Annotated in this window: 18 protein-coding genes and 5 pseudogenes; 14 read left to right on the top strand and 9 right to left on the bottom strand. The window is 67.6% G+C overall.

Translation table 11 applies throughout. From position 1 onward, the window contains the following. The first annotated feature begins 74 nt into the window (after positions 1-74). From DLJ49_RS17920 to DLJ49_RS17890, 7 genes and pseudogenes are all read left to right on the top strand, one after another. Positions 75-3,422 (top strand): DEAD/DEAH box helicase, encoded by a 3,348-nt coding sequence (locus DLJ49_RS17920; RefSeq protein WP_115394913.1) that lies wholly within the window; start codon positions 75-77, stop codon positions 3,420-3,422. Between the two features lie 434 nt (positions 3,423-3,856). Next, entirely contained in the window at positions 3,857-4,240 is a 384-nt protein-coding gene (locus DLJ49_RS17915) for a hypothetical protein (protein WP_147277338.1), read from the top strand. Positions 4,241-4,697: 457 nt separating this feature from the next. Then, positions 4,698-8,189 (top strand): toprim domain-containing protein, encoded by a 3,492-nt coding sequence (locus DLJ49_RS17910; protein WP_115394911.1) that lies wholly within the window; start codon positions 4,698-4,700, stop codon positions 8,187-8,189. Continuing rightward, entirely contained in the window at positions 8,186-8,713 is a 528-nt protein-coding gene (locus DLJ49_RS17905) for a hypothetical protein (RefSeq protein ID WP_115394910.1), read from the top strand. Before DLJ49_RS17910 ends, DLJ49_RS17905 begins: the two co-directional genes overlap by 4 nt. Then, entirely contained in the window at positions 8,710-9,135 is a 426-nt protein-coding gene (locus DLJ49_RS17900) for a hypothetical protein (protein ID WP_199533418.1), read from the top strand. The genes DLJ49_RS17905 and DLJ49_RS17900 overlap by 4 nt, the downstream gene beginning before the upstream one ends. A 5-nt stretch (positions 9,136-9,140) precedes the next feature. After that, a complete protein-coding gene (locus tag DLJ49_RS17895) occupies positions 9,141-9,341 on the top strand; it encodes a hypothetical protein (protein WP_115394921.1) in 201 nt (66 codons plus the stop codon). A gap of 337 nt (positions 9,342-9,678) precedes the next feature. Further along, positions 9,679-9,840: pseudogene (locus DLJ49_RS17890) on the top strand (DNA methylase); the annotation flags it as partial. A gap of 191 nt (positions 9,841-10,031) precedes the next feature. On the opposite strand, the gene DLJ49_RS17885 reads toward DLJ49_RS17890, so the two are convergent. The 5 genes and pseudogenes from DLJ49_RS17885 to DLJ49_RS17865 all read right to left on the bottom strand — a co-directional run bounded on the left by DLJ49_RS17885 (position 10,032) and on the right by DLJ49_RS17865 (position 13,326). After that, on the bottom strand, positions 10,032-10,490 hold the full coding sequence (locus DLJ49_RS17885) for an SRPBCC family protein (protein WP_115394909.1): 459 nt from the start codon (positions 10,488-10,490) through the stop codon (positions 10,032-10,034). Then, entirely contained in the window at positions 10,487-11,362 is an 876-nt protein-coding gene (locus DLJ49_RS17880) for an N-acyl homoserine lactonase family protein (protein ID WP_158547504.1), read from the bottom strand. Before DLJ49_RS17880 ends, DLJ49_RS17885 begins: the two co-directional genes overlap by 4 nt. Positions 11,363-11,372: 10 nt before the next feature. After that, complete coding sequence (locus tag DLJ49_RS17875) at positions 11,373-12,077, bottom strand: TetR/AcrR family transcriptional regulator (protein WP_115394908.1); 705 nt, start codon at positions 12,075-12,077, stop codon at positions 11,373-11,375. Between the two features lie 253 nt (positions 12,078-12,330). Beyond that, positions 12,331-12,918, bottom strand: coding sequence for a DUF3489 domain-containing protein (locus tag DLJ49_RS17870; RefSeq protein ID WP_115394907.1), 588 nt, complete (start codon positions 12,916-12,918; stop codon positions 12,331-12,333). A gap of 136 nt (positions 12,919-13,054) precedes the next feature. After that, positions 13,055-13,326: pseudogene (locus DLJ49_RS17865) on the bottom strand (hypothetical protein). A gap of 279 nt (positions 13,327-13,605) precedes the next feature. Between DLJ49_RS17865 and DLJ49_RS22545 the strand changes: the two are divergent. Together DLJ49_RS22545 and DLJ49_RS22540 are read left to right on the top strand one after the other, a co-directional pair. Further along, a pseudogene (locus tag DLJ49_RS22545) lies at positions 13,606-14,721 on the top strand (IS256 family transposase). A 29-nt stretch (positions 14,722-14,750) separates the two neighbouring features. Further along, a pseudogene (locus DLJ49_RS22540) lies at positions 14,751-14,855 on the top strand (ABC transporter permease); the annotation flags it as partial. Between the two features lie 40 nt (positions 14,856-14,895). Here DLJ49_RS22540 and DLJ49_RS17850 read toward each other — a convergent pair. The 4 genes and pseudogenes from DLJ49_RS17850 to DLJ49_RS17835 all read right to left on the bottom strand — a co-directional run bounded on the left by DLJ49_RS17850 (position 14,896) and on the right by DLJ49_RS17835 (position 18,859). Next, positions 14,896-15,824 (bottom strand): annotated as a pseudogene (locus tag DLJ49_RS17850) (AEC family transporter). Between the two features lie 460 nt (positions 15,825-16,284). Next, positions 16,285-16,887, bottom strand: a complete 603-nt coding sequence (locus DLJ49_RS17845) for a 2-dehydro-3-deoxy-6-phosphogalactonate aldolase (RefSeq protein WP_115394906.1) — start codon at positions 16,885-16,887, stop codon at positions 16,285-16,287. After that, positions 16,884-17,795 (bottom strand): 2-dehydro-3-deoxygalactonokinase, encoded by a 912-nt coding sequence (locus DLJ49_RS17840; protein WP_115394905.1) that lies wholly within the window; start codon positions 17,793-17,795, stop codon positions 16,884-16,886. The genes DLJ49_RS17845 and DLJ49_RS17840 overlap by 4 nt, the downstream gene beginning before the upstream one ends. Then, entirely contained in the window at positions 17,792-18,859 is a 1,068-nt protein-coding gene (locus tag DLJ49_RS17835) for a LacI family DNA-binding transcriptional regulator (RefSeq protein WP_233489209.1), read from the bottom strand. The genes DLJ49_RS17840 and DLJ49_RS17835 overlap by 4 nt, the downstream gene beginning before the upstream one ends. A 147-nt stretch (positions 18,860-19,006) precedes the next feature. Here DLJ49_RS17835 and DLJ49_RS17830 point away from each other — a divergent pair, with 147 nt between their 5' ends. From DLJ49_RS17830 to DLJ49_RS17810, 5 genes are all read left to right on the top strand, one after another. After that, the gene (locus tag DLJ49_RS17830) at positions 19,007-20,125 is read left to right on the top strand and encodes a carbohydrate ABC transporter permease (RefSeq protein WP_199533415.1); all 1,119 of its coding nucleotides are present in this window, start codon (positions 19,007-19,009) and stop codon (positions 20,123-20,125) included. A 4-nt stretch (positions 20,126-20,129) separates the two neighbouring features. Then, positions 20,130-20,963 (top strand): carbohydrate ABC transporter permease, encoded by an 834-nt coding sequence (locus DLJ49_RS17825; protein ID WP_115394903.1) that lies wholly within the window; start codon positions 20,130-20,132, stop codon positions 20,961-20,963. A 49-nt stretch (positions 20,964-21,012) separates the two neighbouring features. Continuing rightward, positions 21,013-22,293, top strand: a complete 1,281-nt coding sequence (locus DLJ49_RS17820; RefSeq protein WP_115394902.1) for an extracellular solute-binding protein — start codon at positions 21,013-21,015, stop codon at positions 22,291-22,293. A gap of 90 nt (positions 22,294-22,383) precedes the next feature. Continuing rightward, positions 22,384-23,496, top strand: a complete 1,113-nt coding sequence (locus DLJ49_RS17815) for a glycoside hydrolase 5 family protein (RefSeq protein WP_115394901.1) — start codon at positions 22,384-22,386, stop codon at positions 23,494-23,496. Beyond that, entirely contained in the window at positions 23,493-24,554 is a 1,062-nt protein-coding gene (locus DLJ49_RS17810; RefSeq protein WP_115394900.1) for an ABC transporter ATP-binding protein, read from the top strand. The genes DLJ49_RS17815 and DLJ49_RS17810 overlap by 4 nt, the downstream gene beginning before the upstream one ends. Positions 24,555-24,735 lie beyond the last annotated feature (181 nt).

Raw genomic sequence — 24,735 nt, 5'->3', positions numbered from 1 at the left:
CTGATAGACGAGTCGATCAAGAGGTGGCGGAAGCGGTCGTTTCCAATTGGCCGCATGGCGGGTAGACACTGGCCATGGATACCCGGTTGAGCGACCATTTCGACAGCGCGGCGCTGCAGCGCGGGCGGGACTATGCGCGGCGCGATCTTGTCGTGTCGGTCGAAGCCTTGAGCGACCGCGTGCTGGCGGGGCGTGTGTCGAACGGGCGCGGAACCATGTATCGCCAGCGGATCGCCCTCGGCGACAGATGGGTCGACGGGCAGTGTTCCTGCCCGGTCGGCCAGAACTGCAAGCACGTGGCGGCCGTGATGGTCACATGGGCTGCGAAGCAGCATGCGCGCCCCGGTCTGGCTGCGCCGGTCGAGAGCTGGCTGCGCCGGGTCAAGGACAGCGCCGCCCCCGCGCCGCCCGCCGAGACCCGGCCCGAGGACTACCCGGACAAGGTGAAGGATCGCCTGCTTTATGTTCTGTCGCCGCATGGCCCGCAGGTCCGGATCGACATCTGCAAGGGGCGGATCAATGCGGCGGGCACGGCGCTGAACAAGTCGATCCGGCGCTACGACGCGGTGCACGCCCTGCGCAGCACGGGCCCGGCGAGGTTCATCCGCCCGGTGGATCTGGAGCTGTTGTCGGCGCTGGCCCAGGCGCGGCTCTGGGATGCAAGCTATGGCTACGGGCTGCCCGATCTGCTGCGTCCCCGGGGGAAAGACGCGATCGCACTGATCCAGAAGCTCTGCGAAACGGGCCGTTTCCTGCATGACACTGCGCCGGGTGCGGAACTGAGCTGGTCGAGGGAGCGGCGTGCGCCGCGCCTGACCTGGCACCTTGCGGCGGATGGCCGCCAGCGGCTGGGTTTCGTGGACGCCGCCGACCACCCCCTGCACCTGCGGAGCCTCGATGGCGCAACGCTTTGGATCGATGCCGCGACCGGGCGGATCGGGGCGCTCGAGAACACCGTGGACAGCGACACGTTGCAGCTGGTGGCGGCGAGCCCGGATATCCCGCCGGACGAGGTGGATGCACTCGGCGCCGTGCTGCCCGACAGGCTTGGCGGGATGGACCTCCCGCGTCCGCGTAGCATCCGCCAGACCACGCGCGCGGCCCGGCAGCGCACCGCTCGGCTGACCCTCGGCCGCGAGACTGCCCGTGACGGCCCGCGCTATTTCGGCGCGTCCGTTCAGCTGCCCACGCTCACTCTGCGCTTCGTCTATGACGGGCAGGAGGTCGGCGAGGGCGATCCGGATCCGTGGGTGGTCCAGCACGGCGAGGTGGTCACCCTGACCCGCGATCCGCGGTGGGAGGCCGCCTGCGCCACCCGGCTGCGTGAGGCCGGTGCCCTGCCAGTGGAAGAGCTGGAATTCCACTGGCCGGGCGAGCGCATGATGGCGTGCGACTTCGTCTTTGCCGATGGCGAGATGAACCTGCACACGCTGGAGATGTCGGAGGTGCGCGCGGCGCTGGACTTCGCCTTTCGCGTGGTGCCCGAGCTGCGCCGCGACGGCTGGGACGTCGTCGAGACGCCGAAATGGCCCTATCGGCTGGGCGAGGAAGCGGCCGAGCTTTCGGTGACGACCGAGGCCGAAGCGGGCGAGGTGTTTCAGGGCAACGACTGGTTCTCGCTGGGCTTTCAGGTCGAGATCGGCGACAAGGCGGTGGATGTCGCGCCACTGGTCGCCGCGTTTCTGGAGCAGCTCCGCGAGGCCTGGGAAGCGGTCCCCGATGTCGAGACGCTGGCGCGGCATCTGGCCGGCCACCCCGTGTATCTGGATCGCGGCAAGGCTGGTTACGTCGCGCTCGATCTCTCCCCGCTGGCGCCGCTTCTGCACCTGTTCCTCACCCATCACGCCGAGCTGGGCGCGCTGCATCCCTCGGAGGCTGACGCCGCACGTCGCGCGGAAGAGGCTCTGGCGGGCAGCGATATCCGCTTCTCCGACAAGGCCGGCATTCTGCCGATGGCGCGTAGCCTGCGGGCGCTCGCCGAGGCGGACCAATTCGACCCGCCGGACGGGCTCAGCGCGCAGCTGCGCGCCTATCAGGCCTATGGCGCCGCCTGGATGGGCAGCCTGCTGGAGGCCGGCTTCGGCGGTGTGCTGGCCGATGACATGGGGCTCGGCAAGACGGTGCAGGTGCTGGCGCTGTTGCAGGCGCGGCGCGAGGGCGGCGCGCCCGGTCCGGCGCTGCTGATCGTGCCCACCAGCCTGCTGCACAGCTGGCAGACGCAGGCGGCGCAATTCACGCCCGACCTGCGCCTCGTGGTGCTGCATGGCCCGGGCCGCGCGGCCCGGCGCGCCGCCGCGCTGCAGGCCGATCTGGTGGTGACGACCTATCCGCTGCTTGCCCGCGACCGCGACTGGCTGGCGGCGCAGGACTGGCCGCTGGTGATCCTCGACGAGGCGCAGACGCTGAAGAACCCGGCCGCGCAGATGGCCAAGACCCTGCGCGAGATCCCCGCCAAGGGGCGACTGGCGCTGACCGGCACGCCGCTGGAAAACTCGCTGCAGGACCTCTGGACGCTGATCGACTGGGTGAACCCGGGGCTTCTGGGCGATCGCAAGCGCTTCCAGACGCTGTTCCGCACGCCGATCGAGAAACACGGCGACGCCGCTGCCCAGGCTCGGCTGAACCGGCGCCTGCGGCCCTTCCTGCTGCGCCGCACCAAGGAGGCTGTCGCTGCCGAACTTCCGCCCCGCACCGAGATCCTCGACCGTGTCGACCTTCCGAAACCCCAGCAGGCGCTCTACGAGACGGTGCGCAGCGCGATGGATGCCCGCGTGCGCGAGGCCATCGCCGAACGTGGCGTGGCCGCGGCGCGGATCACGGTGCTGGACGCGCTGCTGAAGCTGCGGCAGGTCTGCTGCGACCCCGGGCTGGTCAGGACGGAGGCCGCGCGCTCCGTGACCGACAGCGCCAAGCGCGCCCGGCTGCGCGATCTGCTCGCCGAGCTGGTCGCCGAGGGCCGGCGCGTGCTTGTCTTCTCGCAGTTTGTCGAGATGCTGCGCCTGATCGAGGCCGATCTTTCACAGGCCGGGATCGCGCATCTGACGCTGACAGGACAGACGCAGGACCGCGGGGCGGTTCTGGAAGCCTTCGCGCAGGGCGAGGCGCCTGTCTTTCTGCTCAGCCTGAAGGCGGGTGGGGTCGGCCTGACGCTGACCGAGGCCGATACGGTGATTCTCTACGATCCCTGGTGGAACCCGGCGGTGGAGCGGCAGGCCATGGATCGCAGCCATCGGATCGGGCAGGACAAACCGGTATTCGTCCACCGGCTCGTCGCTGCCGGCACGGTCGAGGAGAAGATCCTCGACATGCAGGCGCGCAAACAGGCGCTGGCCGATGCGCTGTTCGACGACAGCGACGCGGCCTCGGAAAGCCTGCTGGATGAGGCGACCCTGCAGGATCTGTTCGCCCCGCTGAGCAGTTGAAGAGAGCCGCCCGACCGGACCGCGGGCGCCGTACAAGCACCAATGGATCGGTCGGTCCAGTAAGATGACCACCTTCTCCGAACATTTGCCCATTCGCTCCGGTGCCGCGCGGGCATCGTACGCCCACACGACATCGTTGGCGCCTCCAACGATGTGCGTCCCGCCCGGTCGCCCGGGCCGGTCAACGGGGGCTGTTCCTGGCTTCAACACCCGCACGCTCTCCGATAGGGGTGGGCGCGCCTCGGAAACCGGGACGTGCGACCGCACGGGTTTCTCGCCCACAGGCCAACGCGCTGGGAAGCGAAACGGTCGCCAGGCACCGCCAGGCCGATGAATACGACGCGGCGCCGGCACGCGGTGGCATCGCCGGACATGGCGGTGGTCGGAATTTCAAGGTTTCCGACGGGAACGTTGAAATGCCGCCCGACGGTCGCATGGCGCCGGACGAGAACACCCGGCCGTCCACCGCCGCGGAGATCGGTCTTTCTCGCAAAGCCATCCACGACGCCCGTCGGATCAGGGACGCCGAGGTTGCCGATCCCGGCCTCGTCCGGCGCACGCTGGATGCGCAGCTGGAGCGCGGCGAAGAACCCACGCGCTCCGCCCTGCGCCGCGCCGCGGAAGCGCGCCTGGAACGGTCGCTCGACCGGCTCAAGCGCACGCAGGACAGCGTCCGGCGGCTCGAGGAGACGAAGCGGCCATTGCCGACACCCGAGGAACGGGCGCAGCAGATCGCGGTGTTCGGCACGCCCGAGGATCGGGCCATTCACGAAGGGCGCGTGCCTCGAGCCATGCGCATCGCACCCCCCGAGCATTGATGGCGACCACAACAGTTCTCGTGCTCAAGAACGCACCTTGGTCGTCGCGCGCCAGTGCCGCCCGTGCACCGTTTCCAAAGGGAACGGTGCAGCCACCCCGCCGGAAGGGGTGAACCGTTCACCTGAGTTGCTCCGCAATGGGGTCCACCCGCTGGCGGGCCGCCGCTTCGCACGGGCCGCGTCAATGGCACGACTGCCCCTTGGGATCCACCCTTTATTTGACGTTATTTCAATAGCTTGACGGAAGGGCTCCACCCTTTCCGACTTGGCGGCGTGCGGCCGGGCGGAGCCGTTCCGACGTCGCGAGGGTCCTCGGCAACGCGGCAAAACCGGGAGCAACATCGCTCACGAACCACCCGCGAACATCCGTGCCCACCTGCCGTCCTCATCCCCTGTGCCCCTCCCGCTCGGTCTCTCGACCGCTCGGCGCGCGGATGCCTGCCGACCGGGCGCGGCGATGAGCGGGCGGGACTGGCGGGCCTTCGATGCCGAGCTGCGCACTCGGGTGCCGGAGCTGGCGGTGGAGCTGCTGGGCAAACCGACCTTCCGCACCGGCCAGGAATGGCGCTGGGGCCGCAAGGGCAGCCTGTCGATCATCATAAGCGGTCCCCGGGCGGGTATGTGGTACGACCACGAGGAAGGCCGGGGCGGCTGGTTCTCCGACCTCGTCGGCCGCGATCTCGGGATCGCCAGGGACGACGCGAACGACTGGATCGCCGACAGGATTGGCATGGGCGTGCGTCGCCGCCCAGCCCGTCAGCGTCCCACCCGACAGGCCATGCCCGCGAACGATCCGGGCGAGCCGCCAACGGCACCGGCCACGGCGTCGCCCGAGAGCAACCCCGATGACGATGCCGCGTCCGCGCCGAACCGGGCGGACGAGGCGGCCGAGCGCGCTGCCCGCATCTGGACCAGCGCCCGTCCCGCCCCGGACGATCATCCCTATCTCGTCGCCAAGCAGGCCGCGCCTCTCGCCCTGCGCATGGACGCGGGCCGCCGCCTCGTCGTGCCGCTGCAGGACATCGACGGCCGGATCCGCAGCGTGGAGTTCATCGCGCCGGACGGGGCCAAGCGCTTCCTGGCTGGTGGCGCGAAGAAGGGCCACTTCGCTGTGGTGGGTGAGGACGCTGCGCCCCTCGATGAGCCCGCAGGCCCGGTCCTGATCTGCGAGGGCTGGGCCACCGGTGCGAGCCTGCACATGGCGACCGGCCACATGGTCGTCGCGGCGATGGACGCGGGCAACCTGATGACCGTCGCACAGGCGCTGCGGACCCGGTTCCCAGACGCCGATCTCGTCCTCGTCGCCGACAATGACACGAAGCCCGATCGCGACACCAATCCCGGCGTCGAGGCCGCCCGCAAGGTCGCGCTCGCGGTCGACGGCCGTCTTGCCGTGCCGGACAGCACTGGCGACGCCAACGACGTGTTCTGTGCCGACGGTCCGGACGCCGTCGCCGCGCTCGTCGCCGGCGCGGCCCGGATCCCGCCGCCACCGCCCACCTATCCCGCACCGGTGCTCACGGCCGAGGAGGCCCGTGCCAGCCTTTCCAAGGCGATCGCCGGCTTCATGGCCGCCATTCCGGACTACTGGGCCGCGGTCGAGGCGGCGCAGGAGGAGGCGAAGACCGCCGACGCGGACCGCGACCCGCTGGATTTCAACATCGTGGCGCGCGCGGCGCTGCCGCCGCTCCTCGGCCTGCCGGTTGATGTCGGCCTCGGAAAGACCTCGAGCGCGCGCACCGCCATCGCCGAGCTGATCGCCGCGGGCGGGCTCGGCTCGCGCAAGGTCGTCTATGCGGTCCCGCGGCACGATCTCGGCGCGGAGCAGGTCGCGGCTTTCGAGGCATTGGGTCTCAGCGCCATGCTCTGGAAGGGCCGCACCGCACCCGATCCCACCGACGACAATCCCGACCGGCTCATGTGCCTCGACACGGAGGCCACCTTCGACGCGCTCGAGATCGAGCATCCGGTCGAACAGAGCTGTTGCAAGGTCAAGAACGGGGCGGAGCTGCTGCTCTGCCCCTGGTTCCACGACTGCGGCTACCAGCGCCAGAAGCCGCTGGCGCAGGCGGCGCAGGTCATCGTCTGCGCCCATGACAGCCTCTTCCACATGAAGCCGCAGGCCATCGGCGAGGTCGGGCTCCTCGTCATCGACGAGGGCTTCTGGCAGTCGGGCCTGCGCGGTCTCGACGGCAAGGCGACGCTCACGCAGGACGGGCTGGAGCCCGGCCGGACCTCGCTCACCTGCTACAATGGCAAGGGAAAGATGGACGTCGGCGCCACGGCCGACCTGATCGCCGCGCGGGAGCGGCTCTGCAAGGCGCTTCGGGTCACGGAGCCCGGTCCGCTGCGTCTCGGCCTGCTGGAGGCCGTCGGTCTCACGCCGGAGGACTGCCGCCATGCCGCGACGCTGGAGCGCCGCCGCATGCGCGACGCGGGTCTCCGCCCCGGCATGTCGCCGGTCGAGCGGCGCAAGCGCGTCGAGGCGGTCCTGCCGCAAGCGGGCGAGCCATGGGCCCCGCCCGGGCGTTGCGCCACGCTCTGGCTGATCCTCGCCGAGGCGCTGGAGAACGGCCACGACGCGGCCGGCGCGGAACTCGTCCACGAGATGACCGAGGCAGGCTCCGTCCGCGCGCTCCGCCTGCGCTGGCGCAGCACCATGAGGAAAGGCTGGGCGGCCCAGGCGCCGATCCTACATCTCGACGCGACGCTCCGCCCGGAACTCGTCCAGACCTACCTGCCGCGGATCGATGTCGGTAGGCACGTCGCCGCGCGCCAGCCGCATGTCCGCGTCCGCCAGGTCACCGGCAGCCCGACCTCGGCCCGTGCCCTGACGCCCTCGGCCGATGCGCCCGAGCGGGACCGCAAGGCCGCCGAGAGCCGTCTGCGCGATCTCCGCGCCTGGATCGAGCTCCGGGCCCGCCAGTGCCATCGCCCCGGACAGGCAATCGATATGCTCGTCGTCGGACAGAAGGCCGCCATCGATGCGCTCAGGTCCGCGGGGCTGCCGCCGCGCGTCGAGGCGGTGCATTTCAACGCGCTGAGCGGGCTCGACCGCTGGGGCGGGATCGGCGGCATGATCGTATTGGGCCGCACGCTGCCTGCACCGCGGACGGTCGAACTGATCACCATGGCGCTGACCGGCCGGTTGCCCACGCCGAACCCGGAGGATGCGGGCTGGTGGTATCCGATGGTCGAACGCCGTGTCCGGCTAGTTGGCGACCGGAGCGCGCCGCTCGCGATGGAGGCACACGCCGACGCAATCGCCGAGGCCGTGCGCTGGAGCATCTGCGAGGGCGAGCTGATCCAGGCCATGGGCCGCGGGCGCGGCGTCAACCGCACCGCCGCCACGCCGCTCGAGATCGACCTGCTCACCGATGTGGTCCTGCCCGTCACCGTCGACGCCCTGGTGCCGTGGTCCGATCTCCGCCCGACCCGGCGCGACCTGATGGCGCTCTCGGGCATCGTGCTCGAGAACGCCGCCGACATGGCGGCCTGCTTTCCGGAGCTCTGGCCGACCCGCGAAGCCGCGAAGAAGGACGGCCAGAGGAAGGGGACAAATGACTATTATAGAGACCTCTATAATAGCAGAATGTCCCCATCCTCGGCGGAGGTGACCTATCGCCCGGAGGGTCCCGGCCATCGCGCCCGCACCGCCCGCGTCGATCTCTCCCGCATCCCCGACCCGGAAGCCTGGCTCACCAACCGCCTCGGGCCGCTTGCCAGCTTCGAGATGCAGTCCATCGCGGGCGCCGATAGCGACGCCCCCGGCGCCGCCGAGGCCGCGCGCCTCGACGCACTCGCATCCCGCCTGACCACCAGCATGCAGGCCGTGCTCGCCGCGCGCCGCGCTGCCATCGACGCGCTGTCCGCCCGGCTGGAGGCCGCGAAGCCAGCGCCCCTGCGGCGCCCCCATCAACTCCAACCAGAAGAGGAGACCGAGGCATGAGTTACGACAGATTGCGCCTCTACGACGCTGGCCGCTTCCACGATACCGAGTTGCCCGACTGGTACCGCGAGGCCGAGCGGCTGAGCGAGACCGAGCATGTCGATTTCCACCGGGCCTTCGACCGCGTCCTCGACTGCGAGCACACGCTGCTGACCGAGGATGGCATGCTGGGCGGCGCGCTCGAGATCCGGTTCTGGCCGAGCGAGATCCACGGTGTCTTCGTCATGATCGACACGCCGCTCTCCTTCGTCGAGCATGTCATCGTCCCGAACCCGGCCGACTGGCTGCCCTTCCTCTCTCGTTACCTTGCGCCTCTCATCGGGGTGGCCAACCAGAGCTCCCTGATCGCGCTCCACGGCCGGATCGGCAACGCCTTCATCGCCTGGGCGCGCCATGGCAAGGGCACCCATATCGGTCGCGAGACGGGCGAGAGCCGGATCGACCTCGACAATGATCGCGACCGTCGCCGGGCCCAGCAGGCGCGCGCGGCCATGGAACGGGAACGGCAGGAGGGGCGGGCATGAGCCAGCATCGCCATATCGGTCTCGAACGCCAAGACGGCTACGACGTCGGCCGCGATCCCCGCACCATGTCGATGGAGGGCCTGGAGCAAATCGGCCACGCCCGGGTCTCGCCCCTGCGCGCCCTGCGGCTGAAATGCCTCGATTGCTGCAACGGCTCGGCGCGGGAGGTGCGGCTCTGCACGGCCGTGGACTGTCCGAGCTGGCCGTTCCGGATGGGCAAGAACCCTTGGGCCGGCCCGGTGAGCGAGGCACGTCGCGAGCATGGCCGGCGCCTCGGCCTTCGCCGTGCCGCACACCTCGCCGACGCATTTGCTGAAAAAGAGGAAGGCGACGGCTCACCTCGCGAGTGGGCCACGCCGCCGGGAGATGATCCCGCCGGATTGCGTAAGTCAGAAAAGGACGCGGAAGGGGGCGCATCATGAAGACCATGCGCTGGCATCCTCCGGGCTATGGTGGCGAGCGCCGAGACCCGGACCGCGTGAAACGGAACGGCTGGCGTGACCATGGCGTGCTGGCCATCTCCATCGACGACGAGCGTCTCAGCTGGCCAGAGCGGGAACTGGTCCGACAGCTGGGTGAAAAGTTGTACGGGCCAAGGCAAAGCGAGCCCGACGCGCGGGAGCGGTGACCGGATTCCCTAATGGACCCCGGACTCCGCACCGGGGTCCAGACGGGGTCCATCCGCCAACCCTTTGAAATTTTTGGTTCCTTCTGGGCCATTCCGTGTTCGGGAGGGCGCAGCGCGAAATATCGCCAGCGACAGGGCCGATTTTTTGGGAAGCCACCCGGGGTCCAGAGTCCACCCGAGCCGCCTGAAAACCGCTTGAAATCAAACACCTGACCGGCCGCCCGGGGTGGATACCTCGCGGATGCCGGAATCCAGCCGGAAGCCGGCGGACTCCACCGCGGAGTCCACCCGTGGGGAGTCCAGCCCTGCGGCGACAACGCCATCGACAGGAACACGCATGACACTCGCCTTCGCCCCGGAGCGGATCGAGATGTGGCCGCTGGCCAGGCTCCAGCCCTATGCCCGCAATGCGAAGCAGCACGGGGCCGACCAGGTCGCGAAGATCGCCGCCAGCATGGCCGAGTTCGGCTGGACGGTGCCCTGCCTCGTCGGCGAGGACGTTCGCCCTGCGGCGGCTCTTTGAGGCGATACGGGTGCGCAGATCGTGATCGGCCCTGATCCATTGCCCATAGACCGGGAGAACTGACTCACCTGCGGAAGGGCGGTTGACATGAATATTGCGAAAGACCGCTTTCGGGTGGTGGGCAAGAAGTGGCCCTCCGGATCAGTCGGGAACGCCCCGATAACAGCTCAGCTGCCGACCGAGACGCGGCGGCCGTCCTGGAGCTCAACCGCGCCGTCCTCGAGCAAGTGCTTCAGCTTTTCCAGGTTCGCCGCGACGGCCCGTCTGATCCGGCGGACAGCGAAGAGCTCCAGCGCCGCCGGGTATCCGGTTGCGAGGTCCCAGGAGTCGATCATGCGGGTGCCACGCCGGGTCGGCCGGAACTCGATGTGTCGGCGAAAGACCGGCGCGCCGTCCACGGTCTCGACCGTCAGGCTCTCTCCGGGGTCCATCCCGGTGATCGCGGTATGATGGCTGTCGGTCTTCCGCCGCTGGAAGTAGCGCGCTCCTACCGCAGGGCCGTCGCCGCGCTCCTGCCCTACGTCCACGACGTAGTAATTCCACAGCGGAATGTTGCGCTGGTCGGCGACGAAGGCGAAGACGTCGTCCCTCGCCACCGACAGGTCGATCTCGTTCTCGAACCTCATGCCACCTCTCCCAGGAGTTCGGGGTTGGCGGGCGCCGTGCCGTGCGGCTCGAGGGTGACCCGTTCGGCCAGGCGCCTGGCGGAGTCGGGATCGTGGCTGGGCAGGTAGACTGTCGGACGCTTCGCGGCATGGGCGAGGATGCGGCGGTGCGTCTCGATCTCGGCCTCGAGGTCGGTGCCGATGCCGTCGGCCACCATCCGGACGAGGTGGTCCTCGGTATAGGAGGTGTCGCCGGCGAACATGATGGTGGTCTCGCCCTCCTCCAGAAGCACGGAGAGGTGGCCGGGCGAATGGCCCGGCGTCGGCACGAGCGTCACGTCGCCCGCACGGGTCAGGCTTGCATGGCGCGGGAAGGGCGCGAGCGGGCCGTCCTCGAAATCGACGGGCGTGGGCGCGAAGCCGCGCGGCCAGCGCTGGTTGAGGTAGCCGTTCATGCGGCCCTTGAGCCCGGTCGCGAAGTCCCATTCCTCCCGCGAGACGAGGACCTCGGCGTTCGGGAAATGATGCAGCCCGCCATCATGGTCCTGATGCAGATGCGTCATGACCACCCAGCGCACATCTTCCGGTTCGAGGCCGCGTGCCCGCATCTGCGGGCCGATCTCCTCCTCCGGCGCGATGTCGAAGACGGCCGCCCGCTGGATGAGCGGCATGAAGGGCGGGAAGTAGCGCGGCTTGTTGGCATCCGCCGGAATGCCGGTATCGACGACGATCAGCCCCTCGGGGTGTTCGATCACCCAGACATGGACCGGCAACCAGTCGGTCATCGCCTTGTCGAACCACGCGTTCAGAAGGCGGCGCATTCCGTCGCCTTCACCCTCCCGCCAGCGCTCGGTGACGCGGACGCGTCCTGTCTCGATGGCATGGATTTTCATGGCTGTCCTCCTACTCGGTTGGTGTGAGGCCGACCTGGCGGATGAGTGCGTCAACCTCGTGGGCGAAGAGCGCGTCGACATCCCCGATGACCGGCTGGATGAGGTGAAAGAGCTCGAGCATGATGTGCCCGTGCAGCCGCGCCCAGGAAATCGCGGCCAGATAGAGCGCGTGGTGCGGAAGGTCGTGGCCTTCCACCCCGGTCAGCGCGTCGAGCGCGCGCTCGATCTCCGGGGGCAGGCGCCGATACTCCTCCGGCAGGTCGATCTCGCCGCGCTCGATCGCCTGCGCGAAGATGGTCGCGGTGACGATGAAGCTGCGTCGTGCGGCGGGATAGGTCGTGTCGGTGGGCTGTTCGTAGGTGGGGATCGGGTTCCCGTAGAGGAGCTGGAAGTCGATCGGATGATCGATGGCCCACCGCCGCCACGCATGGGCGACGGCTGCCAGTCTCTCCGCCCCGCCGCGTGAGGCGACGTCCGCATCCGCTTTCTCGACCGCCTCTGCGAGCTGAGTGAAGGCGTCGAGGATGAGGGCCGTGATCAGGTCGTTGATGCTGCCGAAGTAGTGGTAGAGCCCCGGCGCGGTCATGCCCATCCGCTTCGCGATGGCGCGCAGCGACAACCCCGCCGCACCCTGTTCGGCCAGCAGCGCGCGGGCGGTGTCCTTGATCTCTTCGCGGGTCTCAAAGCGCCGCCGGTCGCGTCGGTCCGGGTGCATCAGGGTGCCCCTTTAGTGCCGTTCCATTTATCTAACACTGTTAGAATGTGCATCCGGACCTGATTCCCGTCAACCCCGGATGCAGATCGACACCGGGTGCACGCCGATGACGCGTTACCGTGTGCGCGTGCTGGACGTGAGAAGCGGAGCGGCACGAGAACTCGCGCAGTCTGTAATCCGTTGAAATGCCCATTCGAGACGCCGACGCCCCATGTGGGACGACGGCATCCGTAAGGGCGCAGGGGCGCGAGCGTCAGTCGCGCGGCAAGCTGTAGACCCGGCCGCGGCCCTCGACCTTCTCGGAGGTAACTTCGAGCCCGAGCTTCTTCTTGAGCGCGCCGGCGAAGGCGCCTCGGACCGTGTGCGGTTGCCAGCCCGTTTCGGCGACGATCTCGTCGATGGTCGCGCCGCCCTCGGCGCGGAGCATCTCGATCAGCTTCGCCTGCTTGGTGCCCGCGCGCGGTGTGCGCGCCTTGGGCGCGGGGTCGGGCTCGGCGGGGGCGTCCTTCGGGGCCTCCGCACTCGGCGCTTCGTCGGCGCCCGTGGGCGCGCTGTCGCCGCTCTCCGGCTCGATGCCGATGGCGGCGAGGCCCGCGTCCGTGATGTGCAGGAGGATGGCGTTGCCGCCCTCGTCATTGCGCCAGATGCGGTTGAGCGCGGCGTCGGCCTGGGCCCGGCTGTCGGTCGTGGTCTCGGCGATCAGCCCGCGCTTCAGCAGCGCGCCGACCACTTTTGCGGCGGCACCGCCGCGGAGCGAGCCGGGAAGCGGTAGGACGTTGCGGTCCTCGCGCTGTGCGGCGGCGCTGAGGATCACGAGCTGGGTGTCGGAAAGCTTGGTCATCTGGGGTCTCCGTATTCGGGCCCGCGACATGCGGCGCCTTCTACGACCCGTTCGCCCGACTTACGCGGCCCCACTGGGGCCACGGTTCGGGCTCACCGCGCAGGGCGCGCGGCGGGAGTTCCGACTGGGCCGGAGATCAGTCGGCGTGCTCGCCTTCGCAGAAGGCGCTGTCGGTGACGCGCTTCAGGAGGCTGGCGTAGTGTTCGAGGGTGCCGACGTCGGCCCAGTTTACTTCGTCGGGTGGGCGTTGAAGTGGTCGTCGCTGAGCGCCTGCAGCCGGGCGAGCATCTCGTCTATCTCGGCTTTCTTGCCGATGAAGGCGTTCAGGGCCGCCTCCTTGTTCCGGCGCGCCTTCTCGGCGCGGAGTCCGTGGCGCGGGGTGGTGATCGGGTTCAGGCGATTGGTCATCGTCGTGGCTCCGGGTGAGTTGCATCGTCCTTGTGGATCCACGTTCGCTCCGACGCGGAGGCTTATCAACTCAGTAAGCACATGATTTCAAATGATAATCCAAGCGCGGGATGGAGGGCTGTGTATCGGAATGGAAACATGACCCTCCCCTTTTTGGGTTCCAACACTCTGTAATCACGCCGTTTTCTGTAGATAAGGTGGGGTCATGATCGGCGCCGATGTTGATCCCGGTCGCGGCGCTGAAAGTTGTTTGACTTCAATGGCTTGGAAATCCGCGCAATGGGGCCAAGTTTCGGCGCCGATACACACGCTGAAGCCGACCGTCTGTGCGGTGCAGGCCGCTATGAGCGTAGCGAGGGGCGCAAGGACACACGCGCTGGCAGCTATGAACGGTCACTGGACACCAAGGCCGGCCCGGTGAAGCCGAAGATACCGAAGCTGCGCCGCCAGACCTTCGAGACAGCAATCATCGAGCGGTACCAACGCCGGGAGAGCAGCGTCGAGGAGGCGCTGATCGAGATGTATCTCGCCGGGATCTCGGTGCGCCGCGTCGAGGACATCACCGAGGAGCTCTGTGGCACGCGTGTCAGCCCCGGGACCGTGTCGAACCTCAACAAGAAGATCTAAGCCAAGATCGACGAATGGCGACACCGGCCGATCGAAGGGGAGCACCCGTATGTCTTCCTCGACGGCATCGTCATGAAGCGGTCATGGGCAGGCGAGGTGCGCAATGTCTCGCTCCTTGTGGCCATCGGCGTGACCACGGACGGCTATCGCGAGATCCTGGGCATCCTCGAAGGGCCCAAGGAGGACAAGTCCGGCTGGTCGCTGTTCCTGCGCCACCTGGCCGATCGCGGGCTCTCGGGCGTGCAGCTGATCGTCTCGGACGCGTGCCGCGGTTTGGTGGAGAGCGCGGCCGAGATCCTGCCCGAGGCGCAGTGGCAACGCTGCGTGGTCCATTTCTACCGCAACGTCTTCAGCCTGGTGCCCGCAGGCAAGGTCCGGGATATCGCAAAGATGCTGAAGGCGATCCATGCGCAGGAAAGCCGCTAGGCCGCGGCCGAGAAGATGGCGGCCATCATCGCCGATCTGCGCGCCATGAAGCTGACGAGGGTCGCCGAGCTGCTCGAAGAGAGCGGACATGAGACCCTGACCTTCTACGGGTTCCCGGACAGCCACTGGCTGAAGCTCAGAACCAACAACTCGCTCGAACGGATCATGCGGGAAATCCGTCGCCGGACGCGCGTTGTCGGAGCATTCCCCGACGGGAAGTCCTACCTCAACCTAGCAGCGGCACGCCTGCGCCACATCGCCGGGACCCAATGGTCCACCCGCAAGTACATGAACATGACCCCGCTATTCGCGGATCAAACCCACGGAGCCGTCGTCGCGTGATCAAAAGTGCGAAAGATCTTTGACACTACCTCGCCGTCGCGACGATCCTCCTCACCATCTCGATCTTTCTTCTGGCGACCGTGGAGATCCTGCGGCGGCGGTCGGAACGGCTGCGGGGGATGACCCCCGGCTGAGGCGGCTCTCCCGCCCTGACGGGCGGTCTCGCCGGCCTGTTCAGGGGAGGAGCGCCAGCCAGACCCAGACGGTCAGGATCGAGAGCGCGGTGGCGATCAGCACGGCAGAGGCCGCAACGCGCTTCGCCACGCCGTAGAGATTGGCGAAGATGTAGGTGTTGACGCCCGGCGCCATGGCGCCCGTCAGCACGGCGGAGCGGAACTGCCCAGTCGAGAGGCCGAGCGCGCCGCCCATCACCCAGACCACGGCGGGGTGGAGCAGGAGCGAGACGCCGCAGACGAAGCCGATGGTCGCCATGTCGCCCTCTGGCCGGTAGCGGTAGAGGACGCCGCCGAGCCCGAAGAGCGCGGCGGGCAGGGCGGCGCGGACCATCATGTCCAGCGCCTCCGACAGCACGCCCGGCACCGGGACGCCGCCGAGGTTCACGACGAAGCCGAGGCCGATGCCGATCACCAGCGCGTTGCGGAGGACGGACTTCAGGATCTTGCCCCCGCGCGCAGGACTCCGGCGCCGCGGGCGCGCACCGCCTCCATCACCGAGATGCCTAGGATGTAGCAGAACGGCGCGTGGATCGCGACAATGGCGTAGTTCGGCCCCAGCGCCTCCGTCCCGTAGGCCCGCTCGGTGATCGGCAGGCCGAGGAGGAGGGAATTTGAGAACAGGCAGGCGAAGCCGATGGCCACGCTGTCCTCCCACGGACGGCGGAACAGGAACCGTGCCCCGAAGAGTCCGGCGAGGAAGCCCGCCGTGGCGCCGGTATAGAAACTGACGAGCAGCCGCCAGTCGAAGGTCCGGCCGAGGTCGAGCGTCGAGATCGCGGTGAAGAGAAGGCAGGGGATCGCGAAGTTCTGGGTGAAGCGCATCAGCGCATCGACGGAGGCGTCGCTGAAGAGCCCTCGCCAGCGCACCACGTAGCCGAAGCCGATCACGAGGAAGACCGGCAGGATGACCTCGATCAGCGCCTGCATGGCGGCGCCGGGAACGCACCTGCGGTGCAGCGCTCGGGCAGGGGTGTTTCCGACCCGGAGAAGCAGGCGCCCGCGTCAGACCTCATGGCGAAAGACCATGCCAAACCTTTCCACAAGAATTTCAGATGCTTGAACGAAAACTCCACTGGGCGAACATAGCCTGATGCAGCCCGAAACTGAAACGGGAGAAACCGCGCGTGGAGCGACAGGTATCGCGAATTCCCGCCCGCTCGGCCGCGCTTCAGATCAGCGCGGCGCTGATCGGGGTCGTGACCGCCGGTGCGGCCTTGGCCGGCATCCCGTGGTAGCGTCGTCGGCGCGTACTCGGGTCGATGAGCAGCCTCGCAGCCACTTGGATGGTCGCCGGTGTTCGGCCCGGGCCGAACACCCCCCATGCGACTGGCGCTGAGCACCGGTTGATCCACCATTTCGGTAAGTCGCGCCTGGCTCGCACTGGAACCTAGGACAAAGCTGCCATCTGCGACGCCAGCCGGCGCGCCTTGGTCCGGACCTCTTCGGCGCTGTCGCCCGGCTGGTAGAGGGCGGAGCCGATGCCGAATCCGTCGGCACCGGCATTGCGCCAGTCTGCGAAGTTCCCGCCACCGACGCCGCCGACGGCGAGAAGGCGGGCCTGCGGAGGCAGGACGGCGCGCAGCGCAGAGAGGCCGTGGGGGCCGAGGATCTGGGCCGGAAAGAGCTTCAGCGCGTCGGCGCCGGCGCGCAGTGCGGCAAAGCATTCCGTCGCGGTAAAGACGCCGGGGTAGGACAGCATCCCCGCCGCCTTGGTGGTTGCGACAACCTCGGCATTGAAGTCCGGCGACACGACAAGCTGCGCGCCAATCGCGGCCAGCTTTTCCACCTCGGCCGGCTCAAGAACCGTGCCGGCGCCGATCAGGGCACGGTCGCCGAAGGCGGCCTGCAGCCGGCCGATGCTTTCGAACGGGTCCGGAGAGTTCAGCGGAACCTCGATCCGGTCTATGCCCTCCTGAAGAAGCACGGCGGCGATCTCCTCGCACTCCTGCGCACGAATCCCGCGCAGAATCGCGATGATCTCGCAATTCATGCCGTGCCGCTCCCGCCCATGCGCGCCCTGGCCAGGCCGGCCGGCGTGACCTTGTCCGGGTCGAGTTGCGCGGTCGCGACACCCAGCGTCGCAAGGGCCTGTGCGTATCTTTCCGCGAGCCTTGTCTCACCGACGATCACGACCTGCCGGCCCAGCCAGAAGCGGCGAGCCGCGGCGAGTTCCATGCCGATGAGAAGACCCGAGAGGCGCGCGCGCGCGGTCGCCGGGTCCTGCGCGCCCAGAAGAGAGGACGCCCGGAGGCGGAAAAGCCGGGCCGTGAACTCGGCCGGGTGGCTCATGCCCTCGGACACGGCTTCGGCGAAGGCCGCGGGATGGGCGTCGGTCGCGCCAACGCTGTGACGAAGGATCGACTGTTCCGCCAGCAGACCGAAAACCTCGCCCGTCATGAAGGTGCGGAAGCTGACGATCCTGCCGCCGCTGATCTCGGCCCACTTGCAATGTGTGCCCGGCAGGCAGATCACGCCGTCGAACCCGGGGTCGGCCGCCAGAACGCCCGCGATCTGCGTTTCCTCGCCCCGCATTACGTCTGGCGGGGTGGCCTGAGACACGCCGGGCAGGATATGGACCGAGAGGTGCGGGTGGCCGGTCGGCGCCCGGATCGCCCGATCCAGACCCGGCGGGCAGCAGGGAACGGACAGATAGGGGACCTCGATCCAACCCTGCCGGGCGCCGGCCATGCCGCAGCAGATGACGTCGACCGGATGGGTGTCGGGCAGCACGTCTCTGATGAGCCGCAGCAGCGCACGCTCAAACCCGTCCTTGGTCAGGCCCGACATGCCATCGCCCGACTCGCGTTTCGCGATGATCTCTCCCCTGCGGTTCATGAACCATGCGCGCAGATGCGTGGTGCCCCAGTCGAGCGCGATCCAGTCAGGCGCAATCGTCATCTTCCGCCATCCCGCGGCTCGGGGGCGTGCGGCATCGACCGGCCGGACCCTGCATCCCCGCGGCTCTTGCCGTCGCCGCTCGATCCCCGGTGCGACCCGCGCAGGATGACCGGGCATTCCAACCGTTCCTGCCCGAGGTCTTGCCCTCCGGCTTTCGTCAGTCGCCTGACGCACCAGGCGCCCATTTCCCGGTGCGGGAGCAGCACGGTCGAGAGCCCCGGCGAAAGGTGCTGAGCGATCTCCTGGTCATCATAGCCCATCACGGCGATGGTCTCGCCGATCCGTTCGCCCAACTCCTTGAGCGCCTCGTAGCAGCCCACCGCCGTCAGGTCGTTGGCGCAGAAGATCGCGTCCGGCCGGAAGGGCCCCGACATGAGGCGCAGGGTCGCCTCGCGGCCCCCGCTGGGCAGGAAGTTTCCTTCCACGACAAGCGATGGATCGAAGGCGATGCCCGCCCGTTCCAAAGCGCGTTCGTAGCCTTCCATCCGCTGGGCCGAGGCTTCCATCCAGGGTTCACCCGTGATGAAGGCGATTCTGCGATGCCCTTCGGCGACAAGGGCATCCGTCGCCGCCTCGCCGCCGCGCCTTTCGGCGGGTACGACCGAGGGAAAGCGGCCGTTCTCGTCGTAGCAGTTCAGCAGAACGGCCTCGTGCCGCGCGAGGGCGTCGGGCGGGGAGACCCGCCGCGTCAGGATCGAGCCATAGATCACCCCGTCGATACGATCGGAGGCCCATTTGCGCAGTACGGCCGTTTCGTAGGACCGGTCGCCCCGCGTGACGACGATCTCGGTCAGCATGTCCTGTTTCCATGCCTCTTCCTGAACGGCGTCCAGCGAGATCGAGGCGAAGGGGCTGGTGGCGATCTCGTCGAGCATCACACCGATGACGCGCGACGCGGCCGATTTCGGAGGTCGTCCGGCTGCGCGTGGCCGGTACCCCAGTTCCTTCGCGGCATCGAAGACGCGTTTTCGGGTTTCGGCGCTGATGCGCATCTCCTCGAGGCCGTTGAGAACGAACGACACGGTGGACTGCGAGACACCCGCCCTGAGCGCCACGTCTTTCATCGTCACGTGTCCGGATCCGCCATCCTGCCTGCTGGACATGGGGTCTTGCGCCTCGAACGACCATCTTGCGCCGGCTAATAAATATTGCTAAAAATATTACCACAAGCGGAATCAAGAAAAAATCAATGCCGCTTCCAGGGAGGAGACATGGCGAACACCGACCCGGATGCCGGCGCGGCGCGCGCGGGCCGCAAGTCCTACCTGAGCCAGTCGCAGGCCGCCTTCCTGCTTCTTCTGCCCTTTCTGGCGGTATACGCGCTCTTCCTCGTCTACCCGTTCTTCCGCGGATTCTGGATCAGCCTACATGACTGGAACCTGCTGGCCGTCGCCTTCAACCCGGACGCGAAGGAATTCGTCGGCCTGCGCAACTACGAGCGCGTGATGTGGGGGCGTAACATCGAGTGGGCGGCCTTCGCGAGCCCGCTCCTGCAGGGGGTCGGGCTGCTCGGCATGGTCGCCGCCGCAGTTCTGCGATATCGCGGGCGGATCAGCCGGGCCACGGCGGTCGCCCTCGCAACCGGCTCGGCGCTGCTTTTCCTGTTGCCCGGCTTTCACCCCGGAGAGGACGGACGCTGGTATGATCGCCGTTTCTGGCCCACGGTCGGCAATACCGTTCTCTTCGTCGGGCTGACAGTGCCGGGCGTAACGCTCACCGCGCTCATCCTTGCGGCGGCGATGAACCGCGAGACCCGCGCGATGTCGGTACTGCGGACGCTGTTCTTCCTCAGCCAGGTGCTGTCGGTCACGGTTGTCACGCTGATCTGGCAGATCATGTTTTCACCGCGTCAGGGTCTGATCGCGAACATCACGGAGGCGTTCGGCGGGACGCCGATCAACTGGCTGACCGACGAACAGTTCGCCATGACGGCGATCGTGATTGCGACGATCTGGTGGTCGCTCGGGATCGCGATGATCCTGTTCCTCGCGGGGCTGCAGGACATCTCGAAGGATCTCTACGAGGCGGCGGCGCTCGACAATGCAACAGGGGCAAGAGCCTTCTGGCACATCACGCTGCCGAACCTGAAGCGCACCATCACGCTGGTGGTCATCCTGCAGATCATCCTGCATTTCCAGGTCTTCGGCCAGTCGCACCTGATGACGCAAGGCGGGCCCAACGACACCACGCAGGTCCTCGTCCGGTACATCTACCAGACCGGTTTCCGCGACAGCGAGCTTGGTCGCGCCTCGGCGATGGCGGTGTTCCTCTTCGTCATCATGGGCGGCTTCTCGGTCCTCCAGTTCCTTGTCGGCCGAGAAAAGGAGTGATGCGATGAACCGCGGTTACTACTGGCTCGTCTTGGCGCTTTCCATTCCCGCCTTCATCTGGCTCGTTCCCACGATATGGATGGTCTCGCTCTCGTTCCAGCCGAACGACGTTCTGGCGCGGACCACCTCGACCACGGCGCTCGGGCTGATCCCGATCCCGTTCACCGCTGAGAACTACGGCGCGCTCTTTTCCTTCGGGCAGACACCGTGGTGGTTCCTGAACTCGGTGATCGTCTCGCTCGGCATGACGCTCGGCGTGCTCGCGGTGTCGACCACCGCCGGTTACGCGCTGGCGCGGCTTGACTTTCCGTTCAAGGCGACGATCGCCACGATCTGCCTTATCGGGCTGATGGTGCCGGAGCAGGCGGTCTTCATCCCTCTATACACGATGTTCGCCGACTTCGGCTGGCACAACAGCTACCACGCGCTGATCCTGCCGCGCATGGCCGTGCCCATCGGCGTCTTCCTCATGATGCAGTTCTTCAAGGCGATTCCGAAGGACATCGAGGAGGCCGCGCGGCTCGACGGCGTCGGCTGGCTGAAGATCTTCTGGTACGTCATGCTGCCGCTGGCGCGGCCGGCGATGATGACGCTGGCGATCCTGACCTTCCTTTATGCCTGGAATGACTATCTCTGGCCGCTCGTCTCGGCGCAGCAGCGCGAGTACTTCACCATCACGCTGGGGCTCGCCAGCATCCAATCCAACTTCGCGCAATCGGAAGGGCTTGGCCGGGTCATGGCCTCGGGCGTCATCGCCTCGCTCCCGGTCGTGCTGCTTTTCCTGATCTTCCAGCGGTACGTGGTGCAGGCCATGACCGTCGGCGGAAGCAAGGGCTGATGCGCCGCGTCTGCCCCATTGACCTGACATGCAGAACGGGAGGAAACCCATGAAGACCATACTGATAGGGGCCGCGGTCGCCGCGACCGTCGTCACCGGAGCGACGGCGCAGGAAGTGACGCTCGGCCGTTTCTTCGGCGCCTGCGAGGATGCCGGAATGGACACCAAGGCCAGCGTCGGCGAGGCCTGCATCATCCAGTCGATCATCAACGCCGCCGATGCGGAGATCGAGGGCGTCAGCATCAACACGCTGCCGACCGACTGGGGCAACTACTACGACCAGATCAAGGCGGCCTATGCGGGTGGCACGCCGCCCGACGTCCACGTGATGCATCGCCACCGGGTGCCGGAATTCGCCGGGCTCGGCGCGCTCGCCGAGATCTCCGGCGATCTGGAAAGCGTCGGTATCGACCCGTCAGACTGGACGGCAAGCGCACGCGACGCGGTGACCTACGAGGGCGGCATCTACGGGGTTCCGATGGACCTGCACGCAAACCTCTGGCACGTGAACATGGATATCATGGCAGAGGCCGGGCTGGTCGACGACGGCGCGCCTGTCCTTCCATCTTCGCCCGAAGAGCTTCTGGAACACGCCCAGATGGTCAAGGACGCGACCGGGCACAACTACCTTGCCGCCGACTTTGCGCAGTTCCCAATCGGGGTGCGGCTGGTACTGGCGCTGATGTGGCAGCAGGACGCCAACATCTTTTCCGAGGACGGCACCGCCACCATCGACAACGGGGCCGCGCGCAACGCGGTGACGGCGATCACCCAGCTCTTCGATGCCGGGCTGGCCGATCCGCAGCTCAACTACGCCGACAGCCAGCAATCCTTCCTGAACGGCGAGGCCGCGGTGCTGGTCAACGGCACATGGGTGGTGGACTTCTACAGCGCCGAGGCCGCCAAGGAAGAGGTCGGGCTCGACAACTACTACGTCGCGGATTTCCCTACCCTCTTCGAGCAGGGCGCGACCTGGGCCGACACCCACATGTGGGCGATCCCCTCGCCGCTGAAATCCGACGAGGACAAGTACATGGCCGCGCTGAAGGTGCTCGCCTTCATCAACGACCACAATGTCGACTGGGCGCGCACCGGCCACATGGCGGTGCGGACCTCGGTGTTGGAAAGCGACGAGTACAACAACCTGCCGCACCGGGACGAATACACCGGCACCGCCCGGATCGCCCGCGACACGCCGCCTTCGGAGCGTTACGGCGCCATCCAGGATGTCCTGAATCGCGAGCTTCAGGCGATCTGGCTGACCGGCAAGCCGGTCGGGGACGCGCTGGCGGATGCCGAGATCGAGGTTCAGGACCTGCTTGACCGCTGATCCTCCCCCGGCGGCCCCGGGCTCTGCCACATTCCGGCACCCCGGGGCCGCCCCGTCTGACACCGTAACCAGCCCCTGAGGACACATCACATGGATCGCTGGAGCGAAGCCGACGCGAACGCATGGTGGGCGGCCCGGAGATGGGTCTGCGGCTTCAACTTCCTGCCGTCTTCGGCGGTGAACTTCCTCGAGATGTGGCATGGCGACAGCTTCGACCGTCCGACAATAGAGCGTGAGCTCGGCTGGGCGGCCGAGATCGGCTACAACGCCGTGCGCTTCAATCCGCACTTCCTTGTTTGGCAGCACGACCGCGACGGCCTGATCGAGCGGCTCGACTGGATCACGGGGGTGGCGGCACGCCTTGGCATCGGCGTCGTGCCCTGCCTGTTCGACGACTGCGGTTTCGGTGGCGAGGAGCCCGTCTACGGGCCACAGCCTGACCCGCTGCCCGGGGTCCACAACAGCCGCGCGGTCGCCAGCCCGGGACGGCGCGCGGTGATGGATCGCGGTCGCTGGCCCGGCTTCGAACGGTACGTGCGCGACGTCACGCGCGCCTTCCGGGACGACCGGCGCATCCTCTTCTGGGACGTCTACAACGAGCCCGGCAACCGGATGCAGTTCGGTCCGGAAGGCTTCTCGCAATTCGAGGGCGATCTGGAGCCCCATGCGCTCGCCCTAATGGAGGCGGCGTTCGGCTGGATGCGCGAAGAGGTTCCTGAACAGCCGATTACCGTGGGCGCCTGGAACACGCCCGTCCCCGACGACGTGGACCACGTGAACCCCTACCAGACAGAGATCGACCGCAGCGCGCTCCGGCACTCCGACATCGTCACCTTCCATGCCTACTGGCGTGCCGACCGGGTGGCGCGCTTCATAGATTACCTCTCCGTGCTGGACCGGCCGATGCTCTGCACCGAGTGGATGGCCCGCACCGTCGACAGCCGCATCGAGGACCAACTTCACATGTTCCACGAACGGGGCGTCGGGTGCTTCCAGTGGGGCCTCGTCCGCGGACGCAGCCAGACCCATCTTCCATGGCCCAGCCAACTGGTCGAGGCGCATGGGGGCCGTGTCGCACCGTCCGTCTGGTTCCACGATGTCCTTTACGAGGACGGACGGCCATACGAGCCGCACGAAATCAATGCGATCGGGGCGCTGATGCAGCCCACCCCGGACCCCGAGATTGGAGGGATCAGGAAATGACCGGCGTCACGCTCGACAAAGTCATAAAACGCTACGGCGACGCTCAGGTGATCCATGGCGTCGACCTCGAGATCGAGGACGGCGAGTTCTGCGTTTTCGTGGGACCCTCGGGCTGCGGAAAATCGACGCTCCTACGCATGGTCGCCGGGCTGGAAGAGACGACGGCCGGCCAGATCCATATCGGTGTGCGCGATGTCACGCGCCTCGACCCGGCAGAACGGGGCGTGGCCATGGTCTTCCAGACCTACGCGCTCTATCCGCACATGACCGTCGAGCAGAACATGGGCTTCGGCCTCCGGATGAATGGGCACCCGCCCGCGAAGATCAGGGAAAAGGTCAACGAGGCATCGCGGATCCTCAAGCTCGACGAGTACCTCGAGCGCAAGCCCGCGGCGCTGTCGGGCGGCCAGCGGCAGCGCGTCGCCATCGGCCGTGCCATCGTGCGCGGCCCCGAGGTCTTCCTGTTCGACGAGCCGCTTTCGAATCTCGATGCCGAGCTGCGGGTGGAGATGCGGGTCGAGATCGCGCGGCTGCACAACGAGATCGGCGCGACGATGATCTACGTCACCCATGACCAGGTCGAGGCGATGACGCTGGCCGACAAGATCGTCGTGCTCCGCGCCGGCCGGATCGAGCAGGTCGGGGCGCCGCTCGAACTCTACCGGGACCCGGACAACAGGTTCGTCGCGGGTTTCATCGGCTCACCCTCGATGAACTTCTTTGAGGGCACGGTCGAGCACAACGGCGTCCGGGTGCCCGGCCTCGGCGATCAGATCGTGGAGATGCAGGTCGCCCTTCCGGCGGCCGGCACGAAGGTGACGGTCGGGCTGCGCCCGAGCCATCTGAAAGTCGCTGAAGGCGGTGACAGTCACCGGGTTGACCTGACGGAATCTCTCGGCGGGGTATCTTACGTCTATCTGTTCGCCGAGAACGGCGACCGGATCATCGTCGAGGCCCACGAAGACGATCCGGTGCCGCATGGCTCGAAGGTCGGCGTGACCTTCGATCCCGCGAACGCCTACATCTTCGACGCCGAAACCGAAGAGCGGATCAGGTAAGCCCGCGGACCGTTCAAGGTCAGCGCGGGAGCCGACGCAAGGGGCCCTGGCCTCAACCCGCAGTATTCACCGAATGCGTCTGAGCGGCGGATTTGGCGGTCGTGGGCCGGTCGTGAGGACCGGTCGAGGGTTGTGCAGACCCTCCCGAGCGGCGCGACGCCTGTTGACGGTGCGCGTGGGC

The sequence above is a fragment of the Rhodovulum sp. 12E13 genome, from assembly GCF_003340565.1.
Taxonomy (GTDB): Bacteria; Pseudomonadota; Alphaproteobacteria; order Rhodobacterales; family Rhodobacteraceae; genus HLUCCA09.
The sequence above is the reverse complement of the archived record's forward strand: the minus strand, read 5'-3'. Positions and strand labels throughout refer to the sequence as shown.

Excerpts from the sequence above, each read along its gene's own strand:
- DLJ49_RS17895 (WP_115394921.1), top strand. The coding sequence starts at position 9,141 with ATGCGCTGGCATCCTCCGGGCTATGGTGGCGAGCGCCGAGACCCGGAC.
- DLJ49_RS17900 (WP_199533418.1), top strand. The coding sequence starts at position 8,710 with ATGAGCCAGCATCGCCATATCGGTCTCGAACGCCAAGACGGCTACGAC.
- DLJ49_RS17875 (WP_115394908.1), bottom strand. The coding sequence starts at position 12,077 with ATGCACCCGGACCGACGCGACCGGCGGCGCTTTGAGACCCGCGAAGAG.
- DLJ49_RS17820 (WP_115394902.1), top strand. The coding sequence starts at position 21,013 with ATGAAGACCATACTGATAGGGGCCGCGGTCGCCGCGACCGTCGTCACC.
- DLJ49_RS17885 (WP_115394909.1), bottom strand. The coding sequence starts at position 10,490 with ATGAGGTTCGAGAACGAGATCGACCTGTCGGTGGCGAGGGACGACGTC.
- DLJ49_RS17825 (WP_115394903.1), top strand. The coding sequence starts at position 20,130 with ATGAACCGCGGTTACTACTGGCTCGTCTTGGCGCTTTCCATTCCCGCC.
- DLJ49_RS17845 (WP_115394906.1), bottom strand. The coding sequence starts at position 16,887 with ATGAATTGCGAGATCATCGCGATTCTGCGCGGGATTCGTGCGCAGGAG.
- DLJ49_RS17810 (WP_115394900.1), top strand. The coding sequence starts at position 23,493 with ATGACCGGCGTCACGCTCGACAAAGTCATAAAACGCTACGGCGACGCT.
- DLJ49_RS17915 (WP_147277338.1), top strand. The coding sequence starts at position 3,857 with ATGGCGCCGGACGAGAACACCCGGCCGTCCACCGCCGCGGAGATCGGT.
- DLJ49_RS17840 (WP_115394905.1), bottom strand. The coding sequence starts at position 17,795 with ATGACGATTGCGCCTGACTGGATCGCGCTCGACTGGGGCACCACGCAT.
- DLJ49_RS17815 (WP_115394901.1), top strand. The coding sequence starts at position 22,384 with ATGGATCGCTGGAGCGAAGCCGACGCGAACGCATGGTGGGCGGCCCGG.
- DLJ49_RS17835 (WP_233489209.1), bottom strand. The coding sequence starts at position 18,859 with ATGAAAGACGTGGCGCTCAGGGCGGGTGTCTCGCAGTCCACCGTGTCG.
- DLJ49_RS17910 (WP_115394911.1), top strand. The coding sequence starts at position 4,698 with ATGAGCGGGCGGGACTGGCGGGCCTTCGATGCCGAGCTGCGCACTCGG.
- DLJ49_RS17905 (WP_115394910.1), top strand. The coding sequence starts at position 8,186 with ATGAGTTACGACAGATTGCGCCTCTACGACGCTGGCCGCTTCCACGAT.
- DLJ49_RS17870 (WP_115394907.1), bottom strand. The coding sequence starts at position 12,918 with ATGACCAAGCTTTCCGACACCCAGCTCGTGATCCTCAGCGCCGCCGCA.
- DLJ49_RS17880 (WP_158547504.1), bottom strand. The coding sequence starts at position 11,362 with ATGAAAATCCATGCCATCGAGACAGGACGCGTCCGCGTCACCGAGCGC.
- DLJ49_RS17830 (WP_199533415.1), top strand. The coding sequence starts at position 19,007 with ATGGCGAACACCGACCCGGATGCCGGCGCGGCGCGCGCGGGCCGCAAG.
- DLJ49_RS17920 (WP_115394913.1), top strand. The coding sequence starts at position 75 with ATGGATACCCGGTTGAGCGACCATTTCGACAGCGCGGCGCTGCAGCGC.